The organism is Ruegeria sp. F5 (genome assembly GCF_056533845.1).
Genome location: NZ_JBQFOU010000019.1, coordinates 41,176 through 62,200, shown reverse-complemented (window position 1 = coordinate 62,200; position 21,025 = coordinate 41,176). Strand labels below are relative to the sequence as shown.

The following is a 21,025-nucleotide window of genomic DNA, read 5'->3' as shown; positions in this document are numbered from 1 at the left end:
GAGATACTCCTTAGGCGGCTTCTGCGGCCATCTTTTCCGCTTTGGCGATCACTTCTTCGATGCCGCCGACCATCAGGAAGGCCGCTTCGGGCAGGTGATCGTATTCGCCAGCCACAACGGCCTTGAACGACGAGATGGTGACATCCAGCGGAACCTGAACGCCGGGCGAGCCGGTGAAAACCTCGGCCACGTCGAACGGCTGTGACAGGAAGCGTTCGATCTTACGGGCACGGGCCACGGTCAGCTTGTCCTCTTCCGACAGTTCGTCCATGCCGAGGATGGCGATGATGTCCTGCAGCGACTTGTAGCGCTGAAGGATCTGCTGAACGTCGGTCGCAACCTTGTAGTGCTCCTCGCCGACGATGGCCGGGTCGAGCAGACGCGAGGTCGAGTCGAGCGGGTCAACGGCGGGGTAGATACCCTTTTCCGAGATCGCACGGTTCAGAACGGTGGTCGCATCAAGGTGCGCAAACGAGGTCGCAGGCGCAGGGTCGGTCAGGTCGTCCGCAGGAACATAAATGGCCTGCACCGAGGTGATCGAGCCCGACTTGGTCGAGGTGATGCGTTCCTGCAGCGCGCCCATGTCGGTGGCCAGCGTCGGCTGGTAGCCCACCGCCGAAGGAATACGACCCAGCAGAGCCGAAACCTCGGAACCCGCCTGAGTGAAGCGGAAGATGTTGTCGACGAAGAACAGAACGTCGGTCCCGGACTGGTCGCGGAACTGCTCGGCCAGGGTCAGACCGGTCAGAGCAACACGTGCACGCGCACCCGGAGGTTCGTTCATCTGACCGTAAACCAGGGCAACCTGCGATTCCGACAGATTGTCCGGCTTGATCACGTTCGATTCGATCATCTCGTGATACAGGTCATTCCCTTCACGGGTCCGTTCACCAACACCCGCGAACACCGAGAAGCCCGAGTGCACTTTTGCGATGTTGTTGATCAGTTCCATGATCAGAACGGTTTTGCCCACGCCGGCGCCGCCGAAGAGGCCAATTTTACCGCCTTTGGCGTAGGGGGCGAGCAGGTCAACAACCTTGATGCCGGTGACCAGAACTTCCGACTCGGTCGACTGTTCGTCGAAGGTCGGTGCAGGCTGGTGGATCGCGCGCGCTTCGGTTGCTTCAACCGGGCCTTTTTCGTCGATCGGTTCGCCCACAACGTTCAGGATGCGGCCCAGGGTGGCGTTGCCAACCGGAACCGAGATCGGTGCGCCGGTGTCGGTGACCGCTTCGCCACGGACCAGACCTTCGGTCGCGTCCATCGCGATGGTGCGGACAGTGTTTTCACCCAGGTGCTGAGCAACTTCCAACACCAGGCGCTTGCCGTTGTTGGTGGTTTCCAGCGCGTTCAGAATTTCAGGCAGCTGATCTTCGAAGTGCACGTCTACGACGGCCCCGATGATCTGTGTGACTTTGCCTTTTGCATTCGCCATGTTTCGTCTCCGGTATGTCTCTACAGCGCTTCGGCGCCGGAAATAATTTCAATCAGCTCGTTGGTGATCACGGCCTGACGCGAGCGGTTGAACTGGATCGTCAGCTTGTCGATCATCTCACCCGCGTTGCGTGTCGCGTTGTCCATCGCGGACATCCGTGCACCCTGTTCAGACGCTCCGTTTTCGAGCAGAGCCGAGAAGATCGCGGTCGCAACCCCCTTGGGCAGCAGGTCGGCCAGAATGGCCTCTTCGCTGGGCTCATAGTCGAACACGGCACCGCTGTCGTCACCTGCCGCTTCGTCCTCGAACGAGGCGGGGATGACCTGCTGTGCCGTCGGGATCTGGGTCACAACGTTGACGAACTTCGAGTAGAAGATCGTGGCAACGTCGAACTCACCCCCGTCGAAGCGGGACAGGACGTCCTTGGCGATGTCCTGCGCGTTGGTGTAGCCAATGCGCTTGACCTCGCTCAGGTCGATATGGCCAACGAACAGATCGCCAAAATCACGCTTGAGCGCGTCGCGGCCTTTCTTGCCGACGGTCAGAACCTTGACCGTCTTGCCCTTGCCGCGCAGCTCGTCCGCCTTGGCGCGGGCCAGCTTGGCGATATTCGCGTTGAAGCCGCCACACAGGCCGCGTTCAGCTGTCATCACAACCAGCAGATGGACATCATCGCTGCCCGTACCCCGGAGCAGCTTGGGGGCGCTGTCGCTGCCCCCGACCGACGCTGCCAGCCCCGCCATGACGGCATTGAACCGTTCGGCATAGGGGCGCGAGGCTTCGGCAGATTCCTGGGCGCGGCGAAGTTTTGCAGCCGCGACCATCTGCATGGCCTTGGTGATCTTGCGGGTCGATTTGACCGACTCGATCCTGTTTTTAAGGTCCTTCAGACTAGGCATCGGAACCCCCTATCAAGCGAAGGTCGCGGCGTATTCGTCGATCGCAGCCTTGATCTTGTCGGACGCTTCACCTTTGATCTTGGGATCTTCGTCGGTGATCCAGGTCAGCAGGTCAGCATGCTTGCCGCGCAGGTGCGCCAGCAGACCGGCCTCGTAACGGCCAACATCCGACACGTCGATCTTGTCGAGGTAACCGTTGGTGCCCGCGAAGATGACGCAGACGATTTCCGCGTTGGTCAGCGGCGAATACTGCGGCTGTTTCATCAGCTCGGTCAGGCGCGCACCACGGTTCAGCAGCTGCTGGGTCGCGGCGTCGAGGTCGGAACCGAACTGCGCAAAGGCCGCCATTTCGCGGTACTGCGCCAGTTCCAGTTTCACCGGACCGGCGACCGACTTCATCGCGTTGGTCTGAGCCGACGAGCCCACACGCGATACCGACAGACCGGTGTTCACAGCGGGACGGATGCCCTGATAGAACAGTTCGGTTTCCAGGAAGATCTGACCGTCGGTGATCGAGATCACGTTGGTCGGAATAAACGCCGAAACGTCACCACCCTGAGTTTCGATGACCGGCAGAGCAGTCAGCGAGCCTGCACCGAAATCTTCGTTCAGCTTCGCCGAACGTTCCAGCAGACGCGAGTGGAGGTAGAAAACGTCACCCGGATAGGCTTCACGGCCCGGCGGACGGCGCAGCAGCAGGGACATCTGACGATACGAAACAGCCTGCTTCGACAAGTCATCATAGATGATCAGCGCGTGGCGGCCGTTATCGCGGAAGAATTCCGCCATCGCGGTCGCGGCGTAAGGCGCCAGGAACTGCATCGGTGCCGGGTCGGACGCGGTTGCAGCGACAACGATCGAGTAATCAATCGCACCGGATTCTTCCAGCTTCTTCACCAGCTGCGCAACGGTCGAACGCTTCTGACCAACGGCCACGTAGACGCAGTACAGTTTCTTCGACTCGTCGTCGCCTGCGGCGTCGTTATAGACTTTCTGGTTCAGGATGGTGTCCAGCGCCACGGCGGTTTTACCGGTCTGGCGGTCACCAATGATCAGTTCCCGCTGGCCACGGCCGATCGGGATCATCGCGTCAACCGATTTCAGGCCGGTTGCCATCGGCTCGTGCACCGATTTACGCGGGATGATGCCCGGGGCCTTTACGTCTGCAACGCCACGCTTCGAGGCATTGATCGGGCCCTTGCCGTCCAGCGGGTTGCCCAGACCGTCAACAACGCGGCCCAGCAGTTCGTCACCGATCGGAACGTCCACGATCGAGTTGGTGCGCTTGACAGTGTCACCTTCTTTGATGTCACGGTCGGAGCCGAAGATAACGACACCCACGTTGTCGCTTTCCAGGTTCAGCGCCATACCCATGATGCCGCCGGGGAATTCGACCATCTCACCCGCCTGCACGTTGTCCAGGCCGTATACACGGGCAATCCCGTCACCGACGCTCAGCACGCGGCCGATCTCGGCCACTTCGGCTTCCTGACCAAAATTCTTGATCTGGTCCTTCAGGATTGCAGAAATCTCTGCAGCTTGGATTCCCATTTATCCGACCTCTTTCATTGCATTCTGTAGGGAGTTCAGCTTCGAACGGATCGAGCTATCGATCATCTTCGAGCCCACTTTAACGACAAGACCGCCGATGAGGCTTTCATCAACGGTCGCATTGATTGTCACGGTCTTGCCCACACGCTCGGACAGCGTTTTGGACAGTTTTTCCAGTTGTGTCTTTGTAAGCGCCTTGGCCGAGGCGACATCGGCGGTCACTTCTCCGCGCTCGTCGGCCAGCATGTCGCGCAGAACCTGCACCAGTTGCGGCACCACAAACAGGCGGCGTTTCTGCGCCATCAGACCCAGCGTGTTGCCGAGGATGGTGTTCAGACCCATTTTCGAAGCAATCGCGGTAATCGCGCTTTCCTGTTCGGCACGCGAAACCAGCGGGGATGCGATCAGGTCGCGCAGTTCGGCGCTTTCGCCCAGTGCTGCTGCCAGATCATTGATGCCGGATTCCAGACCTGCAAGGTCATTATTCTCTTTCGCGATCTCAAAGATCGCCGTGGCATAGCGTTCCGCAATGCCTGTGGAAATCGAAGCTGGTTCGGACACGTCCACCCTTCCGATATTTGAGGCCCCGATTTTGGGTAGCGGCCGCTACCTTGGGGCGTGAGGAAACCCCGTCCATGAAGGGCGGGGATCAAAATCACCGGGGATGTAGCAGAGCCGAACTCAGCTAGCAATATATTATCACGGGGGGGACGTTATCCACAAAGTGTATGAATACAATGACTTAGCGTGGGTGCGACCCTTTTATCCGGCTGGCGGTCGCGAAAAATGTTACCAAAGTGTAGGTTTTTGCGATTCCTGTGACCATTTTCTCGCATTTTTTCCGCCGAAGGTGGGGTAAATGCGCTCCTGGCCTCACGCTGGTTTCAGCAGGCCATCCAGCGCCTTGATCGGGCGGCGCTCGGCATCTTTTGTGACGCTTCCGCTCGGTGGCCGGATATGTTTGCTGACCTCGACCATCAGCACGCCACCGGCCATGATCGTCGGCAGCCGCTGCCCGGTTTTCTCGATCAGGCCGCCGGATTTCAGCCAGAAGCGGCGGAAGGACGGCGGCAGGTACAGAGCAGAACAATGGGTTTCCGGCAGGAAATGATGTGCCCGAAGCTGGTTTTCCAACTGAGACGCGGAATATGGGCGTCCGTACCCGAACGGCGTCCGGTCTGTCCGTGACCACAGGCCCGCACGGTTCGGCACCACAAACAGCGCCCTGCCCCCCGGCCCCAGCACCCGCCAGCATTCGTCCAGCAACTGGCTGGGCCGTTCCGAGGTTTCCAGACCGTGCATGACCACCAGCTTGTCCACGTGGCCGGTTTCAATGGGCCAAAGCGTCTCTTCCGTCAGGACGGACACGTTCGGCATCCCTGCGGGCCAAGGCATCACGCCCTGCGGCCCGGGCATCAGCCCGATCACCCTCCGCGCATCGGCCAGATAGGGCCGCAGCAACGGCACCGCAAAACCGAACCCCGCAACGGTCTGGCCCTTGGCCTCGGGCCACAGCTTGGTCAGCCGCACCCGGATCGCCGCCTGCGCCGCACGGCCCAGTGTGCTGCGGTAGTAAAAATTCCTCAGATCCTGCACATCAAGATGCATTGCGGACACCCGGTCAATCGGCTTAGCTGGGCGCAGTCTAGCAACGAAAGGGCAAAAGGCCATGCCTCTTGAGATCGTCACTATCCCCTGTCTCAGCGATAATTATGCCTTTCTGGCGCATGATGCCGGCAGCGGCGACACCGCTCTGATCGACGCGCCCGAGGCCGGGCCGATTCTGTCAGAGCTGGACAAGCGCGGCTGGAAGTTAAGCCACATTCTGCTGACCCACCACCATTTCGACCATATCGACGGCGTGCCCGCGATTCTGGACCGGCACCCGGCCACCGTGATCGGTGCCGCAGCCGACGCGCACCGCCTGCCGCCGCTGGATCAGCAGGTGAAAGACGGCGAAACATTCGAAATCGGGGGCGAGCCGGTTCAGGTGCTGGACGTGTCGGGCCATACAATCGGTCACGTGGCCTATTACATGCCGCAAAGCGCAGCGGTTTTCACCGCCGACAGCCTGATGGCCTTGGGCTGCGGTCGCCTGTTCGAAGGCACCGCGCCACAAATGTGGGCCTCTCTCAGCAAACTTGCCGCCCTGCCGGACGAAACAATCGTGTATTCTGGCCACGAATACACACAATCCAACGCCAAATTCGCCATCACCGTCGATCCCGACAACGCTGCGCTGCAGAAACGCAGTGACGATATCGACCGCGCCCGGGCCGCCGGACAGCCCACGGTTCCGTCCTCTCTGGCGCTGGAAAAGGCCACGAACCCGTTTTTGCGCGCCAAAGACACGGCGATTCAGGCGCATTTGGGGATGGAAAATGCTGACCCAGCGTCAGTTTTTGCAGAAATTCGCGCTCGAAAAGACCGGTTTTAATGCTTAAATGCCCCTCTTCACGGTCACGGTCACAGGAAATTAGACTGTCAAGAGGAAGAAAACCCTTGAAGCCGCGCCACGATCAACCAAACTCTAATAGTATGAGGACATGGTTGGGATGGGGTTCCGGCCAAAAACCCACCCCCTTCTGACCCAAGACAGAGGAGCACCAGCGTGCCTTCATTCTCGAGCACATTGGAACAAGCCATCCACGCGGCCCTGGCGGCTGCGAATGAACGGCGACATGAGTTTGCTACGCTAGAGCATCTGCTGCTGGCGCTGCTGGAGGAACCCGACGCGATCCGGGTCATGAAAGCCTGCAGTGTCGATCTGGACGAATTGCGCAGCACTTTGGTCGAATTCATCGACGAAGACCTGTCAAATCTGGTCACCGATATCGACGGGTCCGAAGCGGTGCCGACAGCCGCCTTCCAGCGGGTCATTCAGCGCGCCGCGATCCACGTGCAAAGCTCGGGCCGGACCGAAGTGACCGGGGCCAACGTACTGGTCGCCATTTTTGCCGAACGCGAAAGCAACGCCGCCTATTTCCTGCAGGAACAGGACATGACCCGCTACGACGCGGTGAACTTTATCGCCCATGGCGTGGCCAAGGACCCGGCTTATGGCGAAAACCGCTCAGTCTCGGGTGCTGATCAGGTTGAAGAAGAGGTTCAGGCAAGTGCGGGCGAAGGCGAGCAAAAGGAAAGCGCGCTTGGGAAATACTGCATTGATCTGAACGCAAAATCCCGTGCGGGCGAAGTTGACCCGCTGATCGGCCGCGCCGATGAGGTTGAGCGTTGCATTCAGGTTCTCTGCCGCCGCCGCAAGAACAACCCGCTGCTGGTGGGCGATCCGGGCGTGGGCAAAACCGCCATCGCCGAAGGTCTGGCGCATAAGATCGTGGCTGGTGAGGCCCCGGATGTGCTGGCCAATACCACGATTTACTCGCTGGATATGGGCGCGCTGCTGGCCGGAACCCGCTATCGCGGCGATTTCGAGGAACGTCTGAAAGCCGTCGTGACCGAGTTGGAGGATCACCCCGACGCAGTGCTGTTCATCGACGAGATTCACACCGTGATCGGCGCGGGCGCAACCTCGGGCGGGGCGATGGATGCGTCGAACCTGCTGAAACCCGCCTTGCAGGGCGGCAAGCTGCGCACAATGGGATCGACCACGTACAAGGAATTCCGCCAGCATTTCGAAAAAGACCGCGCGCTGAGCCGCCGGTTCCAGAAGATCGACGTGAACGAGCCCTCGGTCGAGGACAGCGTGAAAATCCTGCGCGGCCTCAAGCCATATTTCGAAGAGCATCATGAGATCAAATATACCGCCGACGCGATCAAAACGGCGGTGGAACTGTCGGCCCGCTATATCAACGACCGCAAGCTGCCTGACAAGGCCATAGACGTGATCGATGAGGCCGGCGCGGCCCAGCATCTGGTCGCGGAAAGCAAACGCCGCAAGACCATCGGCGTGAAAGAGATTGAGGCCGTCGTCGCCAAGATCGCCCGCATTCCGCCCAAGAACGTCACCAAGGACGATGCTGAGGTTCTGAAAGACCTTGAAGCCTCGCTGAAACGGGTGGTGTTCGGTCAGGACCTGGCGATCGAGGCCTTGTCCAGCGCAATCAAACTGGCGCGGGCCGGTCTGCGTGAGCCTGAAAAGCCCATCGGCAACTACCTGTTCGCCGGTCCGACCGGTGTGGGCAAGACCGAGGTGGCGAAGCAACTGGCGGATACGCTGGGTGTGGAGCTGCTGCGCTTCGACATGTCGGAATACATGGAGAAACACGCTGTGTCCCGTCTGATCGGCGCACCTCCGGGCTATGTCGGGTTCGATCAGGGCGGCCTGCTGACCGATGGCGTCGACCAGCATCCGCATTGCGTGCTGCTGCTGGACGAGATCGAAAAAGCGCATCCGGACGTGTTCAACATCCTGCTGCAGGTGATGGACCACGGCGAGTTGACCGATCACAATGGTCGCACGGTGAACTTCCGAAACGTGGTGCTGATCATGACCTCGAACGCAGGCGCGCAGGAACAGGCCAAGGCCGCCATCGGCTTCGGCCGTGACCGTCGCGAGGGCGAGGATACCGCTGCGATTGAACGCATGTTCACGCCGGAATTCCGCAACCGTCTGGACGCCGTGATCTCCTTCGCGCCGCTGCCGAAAGAGGTCATCCTGCAAGTGGTCGAAAAGTTCGTTCTGCAGCTTGAGGCGCAACTGCTGGATCGCGGTGTGACCATCGATCTGACCCCGAAAGCCGCCGAATGGCTGGCAGACAAGGGCTATGACGACAAGATGGGTGCCCGTCCGCTGGGCCGCGTCATACAAGAGCACATCAAGAAGCCGCTGGCCGAGGAGTTGCTGTTCGGCAAGCTGGCCAAAGGCGGTGTGGTGAGCGTTTCGGTCAAGAAGGGCGAGTTGAACCTGGAAATTCTTGGGCCGGATCAACGGCGCATTCCGGGTGACAAGCCTCCGCTTCTGACTGCGGACTAGGTGTATCACCGAACTGATATCGAAAGCCCGCTGTAACCTCAGCGGGCTTTTTTCATGTGTTGACGTTTAGCGCCCGACCATGTCCTCCATTGGCCGCCAACCATGTTTCGGCTGCCTGTCCCGCACATTGAACTGAAACCAGTTGCCGCCGCCACCGGGACCCTGATCATGTTTCCGATCAATCGGCAAACCGGCCAAAGCGCAGTACAGCAACGTCCCCACGCCACCATGCCCCACAAACAAAACATCCCCCTGCCCCGGTTCAGACAGGCACTCTGACACCGCCTTCAAAATACGCGCCTGCGCATCGACGGCCCTTTCCCATCCGCGCACGCTGTCATCGGGATTGGCGAAAAACTGATCGACCACAGTTTCAAATTCCTCCGGCGGCAAAAACCCCGTCGCGCTGCGGTCGTTTTCGTGCATGTCCGGGCGGATTTCCAATTCCACGCCCAAAGCATCAGCCAGCGGAGCAGCCGTTTCGAGGGCCTTCGTCTCGGCGCTGCTGACGATCCGCATTGTCCGCTCCAGCTCGCCCGGACGACACGCGAGATGATCAACCCGGGACCGTCCGGTTTCGTTCAGCGACCAGTTCGGTATGTCCACGGTCGGGTCAATCACCACCTGCGGATGGCTAAGGTATCGGGCGAAGCGCTGCTCAGCCGCCACAGCCCTATCTTTCAGTCAGTTTCAGTTCGATCCGCCGGTTCTGCGCCCGCGCCTCGGGCGTGTCTGCGGGATTGACCGGCTGGAACTCTCCGAACCCGTTGGCCGCGAGGCGACTGGGCGGAATCCCCAAAGCATCGACCATGTAGCGCACCACCGACAAGGCGCGGCCCTGGCTGAGTTCCCAATTGTCCCGGTACCGCCCCGATCCGGCCAGCGGCACGTTATCGGTATGCCCGTCGACCCGGATCACCCAGTTCAGACCGGGCGGAATTTCCGCCGCCACGGTGCGCAGGATGTCGGCAACCTTGGCGACCTCCTGACGACCCTCGGATGACAGGATCGCCGAGCCCGTTGCAAACAGCACCTCGGACGAGAACACGAACCGGTCGCCTTCGATCCGCACGCCCTCCTGATCGCCCAGCACGTCGCGCAGCCTGCCGAAGAATTCCGAGCGGTAGCGCTGCAAATCCTCGGCCTGCGCCGCCAGTTCCTGATTTTGCCCGGCCAGCGCTTCGGCCTCGGCCTCAAGACGCTTGCGCTCGGCCTCTTCCAGCAGGCGCCGGCGGCGCTCTTCCGAGGCGGCGCGGGCCAGAGCGGCGTTCAGGTCCTGACCCAAGGTCTGGATCTGCACCTCGGCGGCGGCATTGCGTTCTTCGAAATCATCCAGCAGGGCTTGCAGCGATCCCAATTGCCCGCGCAGGGCCGCGACCTGCTGGTTCAGCAAGGCGGCCTCACGCTGCGCCTCTTCCGAGATCGCCTTTTCGTCCGACAGCGTGTCGCGGGCGACGGCCAGCAACGCCTCGCGTTGGGCGGCCAGCGCCTGTTGTTCATCCGCATCTGCCTGAGCCTGCGACTGAGCCTCTAGCGCGGCCTGCAACTGCGCTTTCAATTCCTCGGCGTTCAACTCTCCGAACTGACGTTCCAGCTCGGCCTTGGCGGCCTGAGCGGCGGCCAGCAGGGTCAGGGTCTCTTCCGCCTCCTGCCGCTGCGCTTCCAAGGCCAGCGTCATTGCGGTCAGTTCCGCATCCGCATCCTGCAGACGGTTGCGCAGGTTTTCGGCAGCGGCGGCTTCTGCCAGCCGGGCGGCCTCTTCATCCGTCAACTGTTGTTCCAGATCGGCGATCTGAGCGGCGCGATCCTCGCCACTTTGCTCCAGATCAGCCACCAAGGCTTCCAGCGCTTCGCGACGGGCGGCGGCCAGACGAGCCGCCTCGGCCTGTGCATCAATTTCATCGCGGCTTTGCGCGAGCGCCAGGTTCAGCGCTTCCTGCTCGGTCAGCAGCTTTTCCCGTTGGGTTTCCAAAGCGGCGATGTCACCGAAAGCCCGTTCCTGATCGGCCAGCAAAGCGGCCACCTGCGCCTCGAAATCAGTGATGCGGGTCTGCGCCTGATCCAACGCGGCGGCCTGACGGTCCCGTTCGGTGGTCAAAGAAGAAATCAGCGCCTGCGCCTGCGCCAGATCGTCCTCGGCCTGCGACAGCGTGGTGTTCAGCGCCCCAAGCCGCGCCTGCAACCGGCTGTTTTCCCGCTCTTCCAGCCCAAGCGCCCCGGCAAGGGCCGCGATCTCATCGGCGAGGGTAGTCAGTTCATCCTCCTGCCCCGAGATGGTTTCGCGCAGCACGAACTGGATCACCATGAAGATAGTCAGCACGAAGGTCAGCACCATCAGCAGCCCCGTCATCGCATCCACGAAACCGGGCCAGACCGAGCCCTGGAAGCGTTGACCGGTGCGGCGGGACAGGGCCATGGGTTACTCTCCGTCCGGCGAGCTGCGCACCGCGCCGCGCGGCAGGGTCATGGCCTTGACCAGCAGTTCGATATCCTTGCGGAACTCGTTCATGCTCTCCTGCCGGCCGGCAGAGATTTCTTCGAGGATGCGCAGCAGTTGTACGTCCATTGACCGCAGGCGCATGCGGCTTTCAGCATCGATCCCTTCGCCTGCCCCATGATCGCGCATGTGATCCAGCAGAGCGTCCTGCCCCAAGGCCACCCGTTCCAGCGCGGCGGTGACGCCTTCGGTCTCGGACTGCCTTGTGTTCATCTGGCCGATCGCATCAACCAACTGGCCCAGCTTGGCCGAAACCTCGGCCCGGTCCAGTTCCTGCGCCGAAAACAGGTCCTGCAAGGCATCCATCTGTTCCGACATCGCGTCCAGAACCGGGGTCAGAACCTCAATCTCGGGCCCTGCGCCATCCTCGACACCGGCAAAGCCAACGCGGGTGATGGACGAAAGCCATTCTTCGAGCTCGCGGTAGAACCGATTCTGACCGTGCCCGGCGAACAGTTCCAACAGACCCACGATCAACGAGCCCGCCAGACCCAGCAGTGACGAGCCAAATGCCACGCCCATACCCTGCAACTGCGCCTCAAGACCCGTCATCAGACGGTTGAAGACGGCCAGACCTTCCTCACCCTCCTGCGGGTTCAGGCTGCGGATCGTGTCGACGATGGCGGGAACCGTGGTGGCCAGCCCGAAGAACGTGCCCAAAAGGCCCAGATAAATCAGGACATTGGTGATGTAGCGCGTGATCTCACGCTCTTCTTCGACCCGTTCGGCCACGGAATCGAGAATAGACCGGGTCGAACTGCTGCTGATTTGCGACCGCGCGCCCCGCTCTCGCAGCAGCGAGGCCAAAGGGGCCAGAAGCTGCGGCGTTCTCGCGTCTTCGCGCACGACGCCGCCGACAAAGGCCTCGATCCAGCGCACAGACCCCATTAACTGCGCGACCTGATAGAAACAGGCAAACACACCAATGACGAAGACCAGCAGGATGAACCCGTTCAGGTAAGGATTGGCGTAGAAAACCGGCAGCACGTAGGGCAGCGCCATAAAGACCCCAAGCCCTGCAAGGCCAATTGCGATCAACATCATCACAATCTGACGAATGGGATGCGAGAAATGGGGTCTTACGCCCTGTCGTGCCTGCGCCATGCGCGTGGTTCCCGGTACTTGCCTGCTCTGGCCCGAATCTAGCGAAGTTCCGCCGGTGACGCCAAGGGTTTATGCGGTAAGGGCGCGCACCCGTTGCGACAACCACTCAAGATCGGGATCGCGCAGCCCGATCTCGGCCAGATGTTCGGCTGTATTGTACAGGTACTCGGTGTTCGGCCCGCGCCCGCCAACCGCGTGCGCAATGATCTGTGCCTGCTCTTCCAACGGCATGCCACCGCAATACTGTACGTGGTGGGCATCGATGACATAGGTAACGGCATTCACCACCTCACTGCCCTGCAGTTCCACATCCAGCATCCGTTCCAGATAGGCCGACGAGATCAACTCGCGCTCGCGCAGTTCGTGCAGCGTGCGGTCCTCGTGCCCGGCTTCGACCGCCAGGGCCAAACCCTTGCAATGCGCGCCTTCCTGTTCATCCAGCGCCAGCACAAGGCCCGGTTTTTCCTCGGTTCCGCGATGGTGGATGGAGCTCATGCAAAATGATCTTGCATAGCCGTGCAGCGTCGCTTGTTCGCTGCGCGCCACCGGGAAACCCGGATTCCACAGCAGCGATCCATATCCGAAAACCCACATCGTCATTGCACTGGTCCTTGCCCGTTTAGGCCTATAAACATCAATTTCAGGGCAGGAAAAAGGGCCATTCCTCATGCGCCGTCTGATACGCGTGTTCATTTTTGCAGGTGTCGCATGGAGCGCCTATTGGTTCATCGCCGGATATGGCCTGCGCAATGCGATCACCGGGTGGTTCGATCAGCAGCAGCAACTGGGCTGGCAGGCAGATTTTTCGGACGTCGCCACCGCAGGCTATCCCACGCATCACACGACCCGGCTGAGCAACCCGGCCCTTGCGGACCCGGTCAACGGCACCGCCTGGAGCGCCGACTGGATCGAGTTTCAAAGCCCCGCCATCTGGCCCGGGCGGCAGGTGCTGCGCTTTGCCGACACGCCGCAGCGGCTGTCTTATTTCGACCAGACCGCGACCATTATGGCCGAAGATCTGACCGCCGAGTTGCAACTGCAGCCCGGCGTCGCGCTTGTCGTGGAAAAGCTGGCCCTGACCGCTGGCCCCTGGTCCGTCACCGAAGACACCGGCGCCGTCGCGGCTGGTGAGACCTTTGGCCTTGTGATGGCGCAGACCGACCGGCCCGAGGCCTATGCCATCACCGCCGAAATGGACGGCTTCACGCCCGGGGAAGATTTGCGCAAACTGATGCGCTCGGCCACGACCCTGCCGCAGGCTTTCGAGGCGCTGGAACTGGATATGGTCGCAACCTTCGACAAGCCCTGGGACCGCAGCGCGCTGGAACGGGGCCGTCCGCAGCCGGTCGCCATCGATCTTGATCTGGCCGAGGTCAAATGGGGCGAGTTGCGCCTGTTTGCAACTGGACATCTGGACGTGGATGCGCAGGGCATCCCAACCGGCGAGATTGCGGTAAAGGCTGAAAACTGGCGTGACATGATCGCGATGGCCAACGCCGCCGGTGCATTGCCCGATCAGGCGGTGAACCCGGTGACAACGGCACTGAACTTTCTGGCAGGTCTTGGCGGCAACCCGAACGCGCTGGACGTGCAATTGAATTTCCGCGACGGATTTGTCGCCCTGGGTCCGATCCCGCTGGGCCCCGCCCCGCGCCTGATCCTGCGCTAGCGGCAGTAGGGTCCGGTGCGATAGCGCGCCGTATCCAGATGGAAATGGTCGCGGTGGTAACGATCCGAATTGGGGCCCAACACAGTGCCGAACGGCCCGCAGGCCCCGCGCCAGATCTTCTTGAGCTGCTTTTGTGACGGGTTCTTGCGCCAGCCGTCATAGACGGTGACAACCTCTCCGTCCGCCATCACGAAGCCCGAGATATCAATGGCGCGGCCCTTGCCATGTTCAGACACCCGGGCGCCCTTGCGGTTGTTGCGGGTCCGGCAGGCGTAATGCGCCGCCACCTGTAGCTGCACCACCGGCCCGCGCCGCTTGAAAGTCGGTTTCACCGATTTGTCGACCCATTTGTTCAGCGCAATCGCCGTTCCGCAGTCCATCGTCGACGGTCGGCTCAGCTGCACCCCCGAGACCGAGGTGATCTGCACCGCATCCTTGACCCCGCACGCCTTGATCCGGCCCGGCACTTTGCCGACCGCTTTGCCCTGAATGTCGATATCTCCGCAAACCGACCCCTTGCGCAATTTGCGCTTCTTGAACAACACCTGCTGTTCCAGTGATTTGGGCCGCATGTATGGCGTCAGAGAGGTATCGGGGCCGAGCAGCGGCAAATCCGCCGGGCGCGCGGCAACAGCCTGAATTTGCGGCGAGATCGGGCGGGTTTCCGGCCTGATCTTTGCAATGGCGACTGCTGGCTCTGCCGTGGGCAGCGCTGCCGAAGCCAGCGCCATATCCGAATATGCCGCCGGACGCGCGGCGGGGATCAGAGACTGTTCCAGAGGCGCGGCCTGACCTGTTGCGGCGCAGACCACCGCCAAACCGATCAGAATTCGCCCCCAAAGCCCTGTCATCAGTTTGATTTCCCCCGTCCGAAATCGGGGGCATCCGTATCCTGCCCCGCGTCGATGATGCCGCGCCGGATCGCGCGGGTACGGGTGAAATAGTCGAAAAGATGCTCGCCGTCACCTGTTCGGATGGCGCGCTGCAGGGCAAAAAGTTCCTCGGTGAAGCGCCCGAGGATTTCCAGCGTCGCGTCCTTGTTGGTCAGAAACACGTCGCGCCACATGGTCGGGTCAGACGCGGCGATGCGGGTGAAATCGCGGAAACCGGCGGCCGAGTACTTGATCACCTCGGTATCCGTCACCCGGCGCAGGTCATCGGCCACACCAACCATCGTGTAAGCGATCAGGTGCGGCGCATGAGAGGTCACGGCCAGAACCAGATCGTGGTGATCCGCGTCCATCTCATCGACATAAGACCCCATGCCCTCCCACAGCGCGCGCAGGCGGGAAATGGCGTCGGGGTCCGAGCCTTCGACCGGGACCAGCAGGCACCAGCGGTTGTCGAACAGTTCGGCAAAACCGGATTCCGGCCCCGAATGCTCGGTCCCCGCTAGCGGGTGCGCGGGGATGAAATGCACACCTTCAGGGATGTGCGGAGAGACGTCCTGAATGACATGCCGCTTGACCGAGCCAACATCCGTAACCGTCGCGCCGGGCTTCAGCGCCGCCGAAATCTGGCTGGCGACCGCGCCCATCGCGCCAACTGGCACACACAGTACCACCAGATCGGCCCCTTCGACCGCCTCTTGCGCCGTGTCGCAGACCCGGTCGCACAGCCCGATGCGGCGGGCGGTGTCGCGGGTGGCCTGAGACCGGGCATAGCCGGAGACCTCGCCCGCCAGACCGGCGCGTTTGATGGCCCAGAACATGGAAGAGGCGATCAGGCCCAGCCCGATCAGCGCCACACGGTCGTAAATCTGGCTCATGCGGCGCCCCCTTTGAACGCGGTAATGGCTGCAACCACGCGGCGGCAGGCCTCTTCATCGCCCACGGTGATCCGAAGGGCATTCGGCAGGTTGTAGCCCGCGACCCGGCGCACAATCAAACCCTGGGTTTTCAAGTAATCGTCGCAGGCCTCGGCCTCGGCCTGATCGGCAAACCGCGCGAGGATGAAATTTGTGCAGGACGCATCCGAAGGCACGCCGATCTTGGCCAGCTCCTCTGCCAGCCAGACCCGCAGGCGAGCATTCTCGGACTGGCAGAAGGACAGGAATTCCACATCGTTCACCGCCGCCTCAGCCGCCGCCAAAGCGGTAAGCGACAGGTTGAACGGCTGGCGCACACGGTTCAGCACGTCGATAATCGGTCGTTGCGCATAACCCCAGCCCACCCGCATGCCGCCCAGACCGTAAACCTTTGAGAACGTCCGGGTCATGATGACGTTGTCGTGCCGGTCGACCAGAGCCGCGCCGCCATCGAACCCATCGACAAATTCCGCATAAGCGCCGTCCAGCACCATCAGAGAGGTTTCCGGCAACGCCTGCGCCAGTCGCTCCAGTTCCTCATCCGAGATCATCGTCGAGGTCGGATTGCCCGGGTTGGTGACAAACACAATCCGCGTCTTGCCCGTCACCGCGTTCAGGATGGCGTCCACATCGACCTTGCGGTCGCGCTCGGCCACCATGATCGGCGTTGCTCCGGCCATCCGCGCGATGATCGGGTACATGGAAAACCCGTGCTCGGTATGGATGACCTCATCCCCCGGCCCGGCATAGGCCTGGGCGACGAATTGCAGCACCTCGTCACTGCCGACGCCACAGACGAGCCGCGCCGGATCAAGCCCGTGCCGCGCCCCGATTGCCGCACGCAGGCTGGCATGATCGGTGCCGGGATAGCGATGCAGGTTGGCCACGCTGTCGCGCGCTGCCTCAATCGCCTTGGGGCTTGGACCAAACGGGTTTTCGTTCGAGCTGAGCTTGATCACGTGCTTCACACCCGCCACATGCGACTGGCCGCCCTGATACAGCGCGATGTCCATAATGCCGGGTTGCGGGGTGATCTTTGTCATGAAAGGCTCCGTTGATTGCGCCCCTCATACCTGCCTCAACGCCTTGAGAAAAGCGGCAATTCCGTCAGGCGGGATTGAAGCGGGACGTTGCCGTGTTCGGTGAGGATTTCCGGGCCATATGTGCAGCCTGACCAGCACCAAAAAAAGAAAAGGCCGCACCCAAACGGCGCGGCCTTTCCAAATTCGAAACGTCGGCGAAGATCAGTTCTTCGCGTAGAATTCGACAACCAGGTTCGGCTCCATCATGACCGGGTAAGGCACATCGCTCAGGCCCGGGGCGCGCACGAAAGTGGCGGTCATTTTCGAGTGATCGGCGTCGATGTAATCAGGCACATCACGCTCGGCCAGAGCAACGGCTTCCAGAACAACAGCCAGTTGCTTGGACTTGTCGCGCACTTCAATCACGTCGCCTTCTTTGACGCGGTAGCTGGGGATGTTGACCCGCTTGCCGTTCACTTTGACGTGGCCGTGGTTCACGAACTGACGCGCGGCAAAGACGGTTGCTACAAATTTGGCGCGGTAGACGACGGCGTCCAGACGGCGTTCCAGCAGACCGATCAGGTTTTCACCGGTGTCGCCGTTCACACGCACGGCTTCGGCGTAGATGCGGCGGAACTGCTTCTCGGTCAGGTCGCCATAGTAGCCTTTCAGCTTCTGCTTGGCGCGCAGCTGCAGACCGAAGTCCGACAGTTTGCCCTTGCGGCGCTGGCCGTGCTGGCCGGGGCCGTATTCACGACGGTTGATCGGGGATTTCGGACGACCCCAGATGTTTTCGCCCATCCGGCGGTCGATTTTGTACTTGGCAGACGTGCGTTTGGTCACGGCTGTTCTCCTTCGTTATGTAGAGCACTCCCTTGGTAAGGGAGAGGTCGAGTGAAGGGCGTTGTCCTCTTGAGGTTCCCCCCATGACAGGCATCCCCTTGCGGGGGCCACCAACACCAATGAAGCCGCGCTTATATCCGCCGAAATTGCAGAGTCAACAGGCTACGCCCACGACCGTTGAATTTTGTAAAAACATGCCGGGCAACCGGATGCCGCTTATTTGCCATCCCGACAAACGCGGGACTTACCGTGACGGAAAGGCAACAACCGTCGAGGGACGCTCGATGCTTGCCATTTGCGGCAGCTCGATTTCGGTGATCTCGCTGATCCAGAAATCCTGATGTCGCGGCGGGCAGGTCCCTTCAAAAACCAAAGTCGGGGCGCTGTCTTCCGCATCGACGACCATGTCCGCACTGAACCGCTGCGCGCCGTTCGACAGAACAACGGTTCCAACAACCTGACCGGACAGATCGCAGCCCCCCGAGGCCTGACCGCTTGTGCAGGCCACGACTCCACCTGCAATCCCGGCCTGCTCAAGGCTCTGGCCGGCAACGGCACCAAGCGCCACCGCCTGCCCCCGCCAGGACCACGCCGCCCCAACGACCAAAAAGGCCAGAGGCGCAGCCTCGAGCCCGTCAAGTTCCGTTTGTTTCCAAGATATGGCTACACGACCGTTTGATCCGGTTCTCATTTGCCTGCTCGCACCCTTAAGACTACCCACCACTTAATCACATTGTAGTATCAGCCCTGATTCCGGCGGAAAAGAGACCGAAATGCAGCAATCAGATGAATGTTGCAGAACGGAATCAGGGGGCTGAGCCGGTTCGGTGCTAACGTATTGAAAACCGGCCCTTTGCCTGTTTTTCGACCTACAGCACTAACCGCATTTCGAATGCCCGCAACTGCGGCAGGTCATGCATCCTTCGATCATGACCATGTCAAACTGGCCACAGGACGGGCAGGCTTTGCCACGTGGCGCATCCATGTTGACCACCTGCGCCTGCGGGTCGGATTTCAGGCCCATGCCCTCGCCTTCCAGAAAGCCGATGCTGATCATGTGCTGCTCGATCACGCCGCCGATCGCGGCCAGAATCGACGGGATGTATTTACCCTTCACCCAGGCCCCGCCGCGCGGGTCGAACACAGCTTTCAGTTCCTCGACCACAAAGGACACATCCCCGCCCCGCCGAAACACGGCCGAGATCATCCGGGTCAGCGCCAGCGTCCAGGCGTAATGCTCCATGTTCTTCGAGTTGATGAACACCTCGAACGGGCGGCGGCGGCCTCCGTGGACGATGTCGTTGATCGTCAGATAGATCGCGTGTTCACTGTCGGGCCATTTCAGCTTGTAGGTCGATCCCTCCAGCGCCTGCGGGCGGTCCAGTGGTTCGGACATATACACGACCTCACCACCATCGACCTGATGCGGCGCATCGGCGCTTTCGCCCGGTGCCTTGTCGTCGCTTTCCGAGACTGTCAGGACGGAACCGGTCACGTCATTCGGGCGATAGGTGGTGCAGCCTTTGCAGCCCTGATCCCAGGCCTGCATGTAGACATCCTTGAAGGCGTCAAAGCTGATATCCTCTGGGCAGTTGATCGTCTTGGAAATCGAACTGTCGATCCATTTCTGCGCCGCCGCCTGCATCTTGACGTGATCGGACGGAGACAGCGTCTGCGCGTTGACGAAATAGTCGGGCAATTCGGTGTCACCGAACTTGTCGCGCCACATCTGCACCGCGTAGTCCACCACCTCTTCCTCGGTGCGCGAGCCGTCCTTTTGCAGCACCTTGCGGGTATAGGCATAGGCAAAGACCGGCTCGATCCCCGAAGACACGTTGCCTGCGTACAGGGAGATCGTCCCGGTCGGCGCGATCGAGGTCAGCAGCGCGTTGCGGATACCGTGTTCGCGGATCGCGTCGCGCACATCGTCATCCATCTGCTGCATGGTGCCGCTGGCCAGATATTTCTCGGCATCGAACAAGGGGAACGCGCCTTTTTCCTTCGCCAAGTCGACCGACGCCAGATACGCGGCGCGGGCGATCGCGTGCAACCAGCGCTCGGTCTGACGCGCCGCCTCGTCCGAGCCATAGCGCAGGCCCAGCATCAGCAGCGCGTCGGCCAGACCGGTGACACCCAACCCGATGCGGCGCTTGTCCTGCGCTTCGGCCTCTTGCTCGACCAGCGGGAATTTCGAGGCATCCACCACGTTGTCCATCATGCGAACCGAGGTCGCGACCAGCTCTTGCAGCGCGGCCTCATCCAGATGGGCCGCGTCCTCGAACGGTTCGGCGACAAGACGCGCCAGATTGATCGAGCCCAGCAGGCAGGCACCATAAGGCGGCAAGGGCTGCTCGCCGCAGGGATTGGTTGCCGCGATGGTCTCGACATAGCTCAGGTTGTTGGCCTGATTGATCCGGTCGATGAAAATCACGCCCGGTTCGGCATAATCGTAAGTGGCCTGCATGATCTTGTTCCACAGATCGCGGGCCTGCACGGTGTGATAGACCTTGTCGCCGAACACCAGTTCCCACGGGCCGTCGGTCTTGACGGCCTCCATAAACGGGTCGGTGACCAGCACCGACATGTTGAACATGCGCAGGCGGGCGGGGTCGGACTTGGCGGTGATGAACTGTTCGATATCCGGGTGATCGCAGCGCATCGTCGCCATCATCGCCCCCCGACGCGAGCCTGCGGACATGATCGTCCGGCACATGGCGTCCCACACATCCATGAAAGACAACGGTCCCGAAGCATCCGCCGCAACCCCTTTCACATCCGCGCCACGGGGCCGAATGGTCGAGAAATCATAGCCGATGCCGCCCCCCTGCTGCATGGTCAGCGCGGCCTCTTTCAGCATGTCGAAGATGCCGCCCATGCTGTCGGGCACGGTGCCCATGACGAAGCAGTTGAACAACGTCACCTGCCGCGCGGTCCCTGCACCTGCGGTGATGCGACCGGCGGGCAGGTATTTGAAATCCTCCAGCGCCGCGTAGAACTTTTCTTCCCAATGGGCCGGATCATCCTCGATCCGCGCCAGATCGCGGGCGATGCGCCGCCAGCTGTCCTCGACCGTCTGGTCGATAGGCGTGCCATCCGCCTGTTTGAAACGGTATTTCATATCCCAGATCTGCTCGGCGATGGGGGCGGCAAAGCGGCTCATTGGTGATTCCCTGTGCTAAATGAGGTTGCAAGCCTATCACCCACTACACCTTGATGAAAGTGAATACCGAGCTACAATATCAAGCAGTGCTTTGGGACGACT

General features: G+C 61.2%; 18 protein-coding genes. 3 read left to right on the top strand and 15 right to left on the bottom strand.

Going from position 1 to position 21,025, the window contains the following annotated elements:
- Window positions 1-10 precede the first annotated feature (10 nt).
- The 5 genes from atpD to ACR0K1_RS21270 form a co-directional block, all read right to left on the bottom strand.
- Window positions 11-1,435 (bottom strand): F0F1 ATP synthase subunit beta, encoded by a 1,425-nt coding sequence (atpD, locus tag ACR0K1_RS21290; protein ID WP_480612534.1) that lies wholly within the window; start codon window positions 1,433-1,435, stop codon window positions 11-13.
- A 20-nt stretch (window positions 1,436-1,455) separates the two neighbouring features.
- Window positions 1,456-2,334, bottom strand: a complete 879-nt coding sequence (locus tag ACR0K1_RS21285; RefSeq protein WP_480612535.1) for a F0F1 ATP synthase subunit gamma — start codon at window positions 2,332-2,334, stop codon at window positions 1,456-1,458.
- A gap of 12 nt (window positions 2,335-2,346) precedes the next feature.
- Window positions 2,347-3,885, bottom strand: a complete 1,539-nt coding sequence (atpA, locus tag ACR0K1_RS21280) for a F0F1 ATP synthase subunit alpha (RefSeq protein ID WP_480612536.1) — start codon at window positions 3,883-3,885, stop codon at window positions 2,347-2,349.
- A complete protein-coding gene (locus ACR0K1_RS21275; RefSeq protein ID WP_480612537.1) occupies window positions 3,886-4,446 on the bottom strand; it encodes a F0F1 ATP synthase subunit delta in 561 nt (186 codons plus the stop codon).
- Window positions 4,447-4,758: 312 nt separating this feature from the next.
- Entirely contained in the window at window positions 4,759-5,493 is a 735-nt protein-coding gene (locus ACR0K1_RS21270) for a methyltransferase domain-containing protein (protein ID WP_480851813.1), read from the bottom strand.
- A 61-nt stretch (window positions 5,494-5,554) separates the two neighbouring features.
- Here ACR0K1_RS21270 and gloB point away from each other — a divergent pair, with 61 nt between their 5' ends.
- Both gloB and clpA read left to right on the top strand, forming a co-directional pair.
- Entirely contained in the window at window positions 5,555-6,322 is a 768-nt protein-coding gene (gene gloB, locus ACR0K1_RS21265) for a hydroxyacylglutathione hydrolase (RefSeq protein WP_480612539.1), read from the top strand.
- Between the two features lie 174 nt (window positions 6,323-6,496).
- Entirely contained in the window at window positions 6,497-8,821 is a 2,325-nt protein-coding gene (gene clpA / locus ACR0K1_RS21260) for an ATP-dependent Clp protease ATP-binding subunit ClpA (RefSeq protein ID WP_480851812.1), read from the top strand.
- 66 nt (window positions 8,822-8,887) lie between these two features.
- On the opposite strand, the gene ACR0K1_RS21255 is transcribed toward clpA, so the two are convergent.
- The 4 genes from ACR0K1_RS21255 to ACR0K1_RS21240 form a co-directional block, all read right to left on the bottom strand.
- Complete coding sequence (locus tag ACR0K1_RS21255; RefSeq protein ID WP_480851811.1) at window positions 8,888-9,490, bottom strand: histidine phosphatase family protein; 603 nt, start codon at window positions 9,488-9,490, stop codon at window positions 8,888-8,890.
- Window positions 9,491-9,494: 4 nt separating this feature from the next.
- The gene (locus ACR0K1_RS21250) at window positions 9,495-11,237 is read right to left on the bottom strand and encodes a peptidoglycan -binding protein (protein WP_480612542.1); all 1,743 of its coding nucleotides are present in this window, start codon (window positions 11,235-11,237) and stop codon (window positions 9,495-9,497) included.
- A gap of 3 nt (window positions 11,238-11,240) precedes the next feature.
- A complete protein-coding gene (locus ACR0K1_RS21245; protein WP_480612543.1) occupies window positions 11,241-12,422 on the bottom strand; it encodes a biopolymer transporter ExbB in 1,182 nt (393 codons plus the stop codon).
- A 69-nt stretch (window positions 12,423-12,491) separates the two neighbouring features.
- Complete coding sequence (locus ACR0K1_RS21240; protein ID WP_480612544.1) at window positions 12,492-13,022, bottom strand: gamma-glutamylcyclotransferase; 531 nt, start codon at window positions 13,020-13,022, stop codon at window positions 12,492-12,494.
- Between the two features lie 67 nt (window positions 13,023-13,089).
- On the opposite strand from ACR0K1_RS21240, the gene ACR0K1_RS21235 reads away from it, so the two are divergent.
- A complete protein-coding gene (locus ACR0K1_RS21235) occupies window positions 13,090-14,091 on the top strand; it encodes a DUF2125 domain-containing protein (RefSeq protein WP_480851810.1) in 1,002 nt (333 codons plus the stop codon).
- Here ACR0K1_RS21235 and ACR0K1_RS21230 read toward each other — a convergent pair.
- From ACR0K1_RS21230 to ACR0K1_RS21205, 6 genes are all read right to left on the bottom strand, one after another.
- Window positions 14,088-14,942: an extensin-like domain-containing protein gene (locus ACR0K1_RS21230; protein WP_480612546.1), complete on the bottom strand. Its 855-nt coding sequence runs from the start codon at window positions 14,940-14,942 to the stop codon at window positions 14,088-14,090. The genes ACR0K1_RS21235 and ACR0K1_RS21230 overlap by 4 nt on opposite strands.
- Entirely contained in the window at window positions 14,942-15,859 is a 918-nt protein-coding gene (locus tag ACR0K1_RS21225) for a prephenate/arogenate dehydrogenase family protein (RefSeq protein ID WP_480612547.1), read from the bottom strand. Before ACR0K1_RS21225 ends, ACR0K1_RS21230 begins: the two co-directional genes overlap by 1 nt.
- Window positions 15,856-16,941: a histidinol-phosphate transaminase gene (gene hisC / locus ACR0K1_RS21220; RefSeq protein WP_480612548.1), complete on the bottom strand. Its 1,086-nt coding sequence runs from the start codon at window positions 16,939-16,941 to the stop codon at window positions 15,856-15,858. The genes ACR0K1_RS21225 and hisC overlap by 4 nt, the downstream gene beginning before the upstream one ends.
- Window positions 16,942-17,142: 201 nt before the next feature.
- Window positions 17,143-17,763, bottom strand: coding sequence for a 30S ribosomal protein S4 (gene rpsD, locus ACR0K1_RS21215; protein ID WP_480612549.1), 621 nt, complete (start codon window positions 17,761-17,763; stop codon window positions 17,143-17,145).
- Window positions 17,764-18,007: 244 nt separating this feature from the next.
- The gene (locus ACR0K1_RS21210) at window positions 18,008-18,454 is read right to left on the bottom strand and encodes a hypothetical protein (RefSeq protein WP_480851809.1); all 447 of its coding nucleotides are present in this window, start codon (window positions 18,452-18,454) and stop codon (window positions 18,008-18,010) included.
- A 186-nt stretch (window positions 18,455-18,640) separates the two neighbouring features.
- On the bottom strand, window positions 18,641-20,923 hold the full coding sequence (locus ACR0K1_RS21205; protein ID WP_480612551.1) for an adenosylcobalamin-dependent ribonucleoside-diphosphate reductase: 2,283 nt from the start codon (window positions 20,921-20,923) through the stop codon (window positions 18,641-18,643).
- Window positions 20,924-21,025: the final 102 nt, after the last annotated feature.

Bases quoted from the DNA above. Each gene is read 5' to 3' on its own strand.
- atpD (WP_480612534.1), bottom strand. From the start codon at position 1,435: ATGGCGAATGCAAAAGGCAAAGTCACACAGATCATCGGGGCCGTCGTA.
- ACR0K1_RS21285 (WP_480612535.1), bottom strand. From the start codon at position 2,334: ATGCCTAGTCTGAAGGACCTTAAAAACAGGATCGAGTCGGTCAAATCG.
- atpA (WP_480612536.1), bottom strand. From the start codon at position 3,885: ATGGGAATCCAAGCTGCAGAGATTTCTGCAATCCTGAAGGACCAGATC.
- ACR0K1_RS21270 (WP_480851813.1), bottom strand. From the start codon at position 5,493: ATGCATCTTGATGTGCAGGATCTGAGGAATTTTTACTACCGCAGCACA.
- gloB (WP_480612539.1), top strand. From the start codon at position 5,555: ATGCCTCTTGAGATCGTCACTATCCCCTGTCTCAGCGATAATTATGCC.
- ACR0K1_RS21250 (WP_480612542.1), bottom strand. From the start codon at position 11,237: ATGGCCCTGTCCCGCCGCACCGGTCAACGCTTCCAGGGCTCGGTCTGG.
- ACR0K1_RS21245 (WP_480612543.1), bottom strand. From the start codon at position 12,422: ATGGCGCAGGCACGACAGGGCGTAAGACCCCATTTCTCGCATCCCATT.
- ACR0K1_RS21240 (WP_480612544.1), bottom strand. From the start codon at position 13,022: ATGACGATGTGGGTTTTCGGATATGGATCGCTGCTGTGGAATCCGGGT.
- ACR0K1_RS21235 (WP_480851810.1), top strand. From the start codon at position 13,090: ATGCGCCGTCTGATACGCGTGTTCATTTTTGCAGGTGTCGCATGGAGC.
- ACR0K1_RS21230 (WP_480612546.1), bottom strand. From the start codon at position 14,942: ATGACAGGGCTTTGGGGGCGAATTCTGATCGGTTTGGCGGTGGTCTGC.
- ACR0K1_RS21225 (WP_480612547.1), bottom strand. From the start codon at position 15,859: ATGAGCCAGATTTACGACCGTGTGGCGCTGATCGGGCTGGGCCTGATC.
- hisC (WP_480612548.1), bottom strand. From the start codon at position 16,941: ATGACAAAGATCACCCCGCAACCCGGCATTATGGACATCGCGCTGTAT.
- ACR0K1_RS21210 (WP_480851809.1), bottom strand. From the start codon at position 18,454: ATGAGAACCGGATCAAACGGTCGTGTAGCCATATCTTGGAAACAAACG.
- ACR0K1_RS21205 (WP_480612551.1), bottom strand. From the start codon at position 20,923: ATGAGCCGCTTTGCCGCCCCCATCGCCGAGCAGATCTGGGATATGAAA.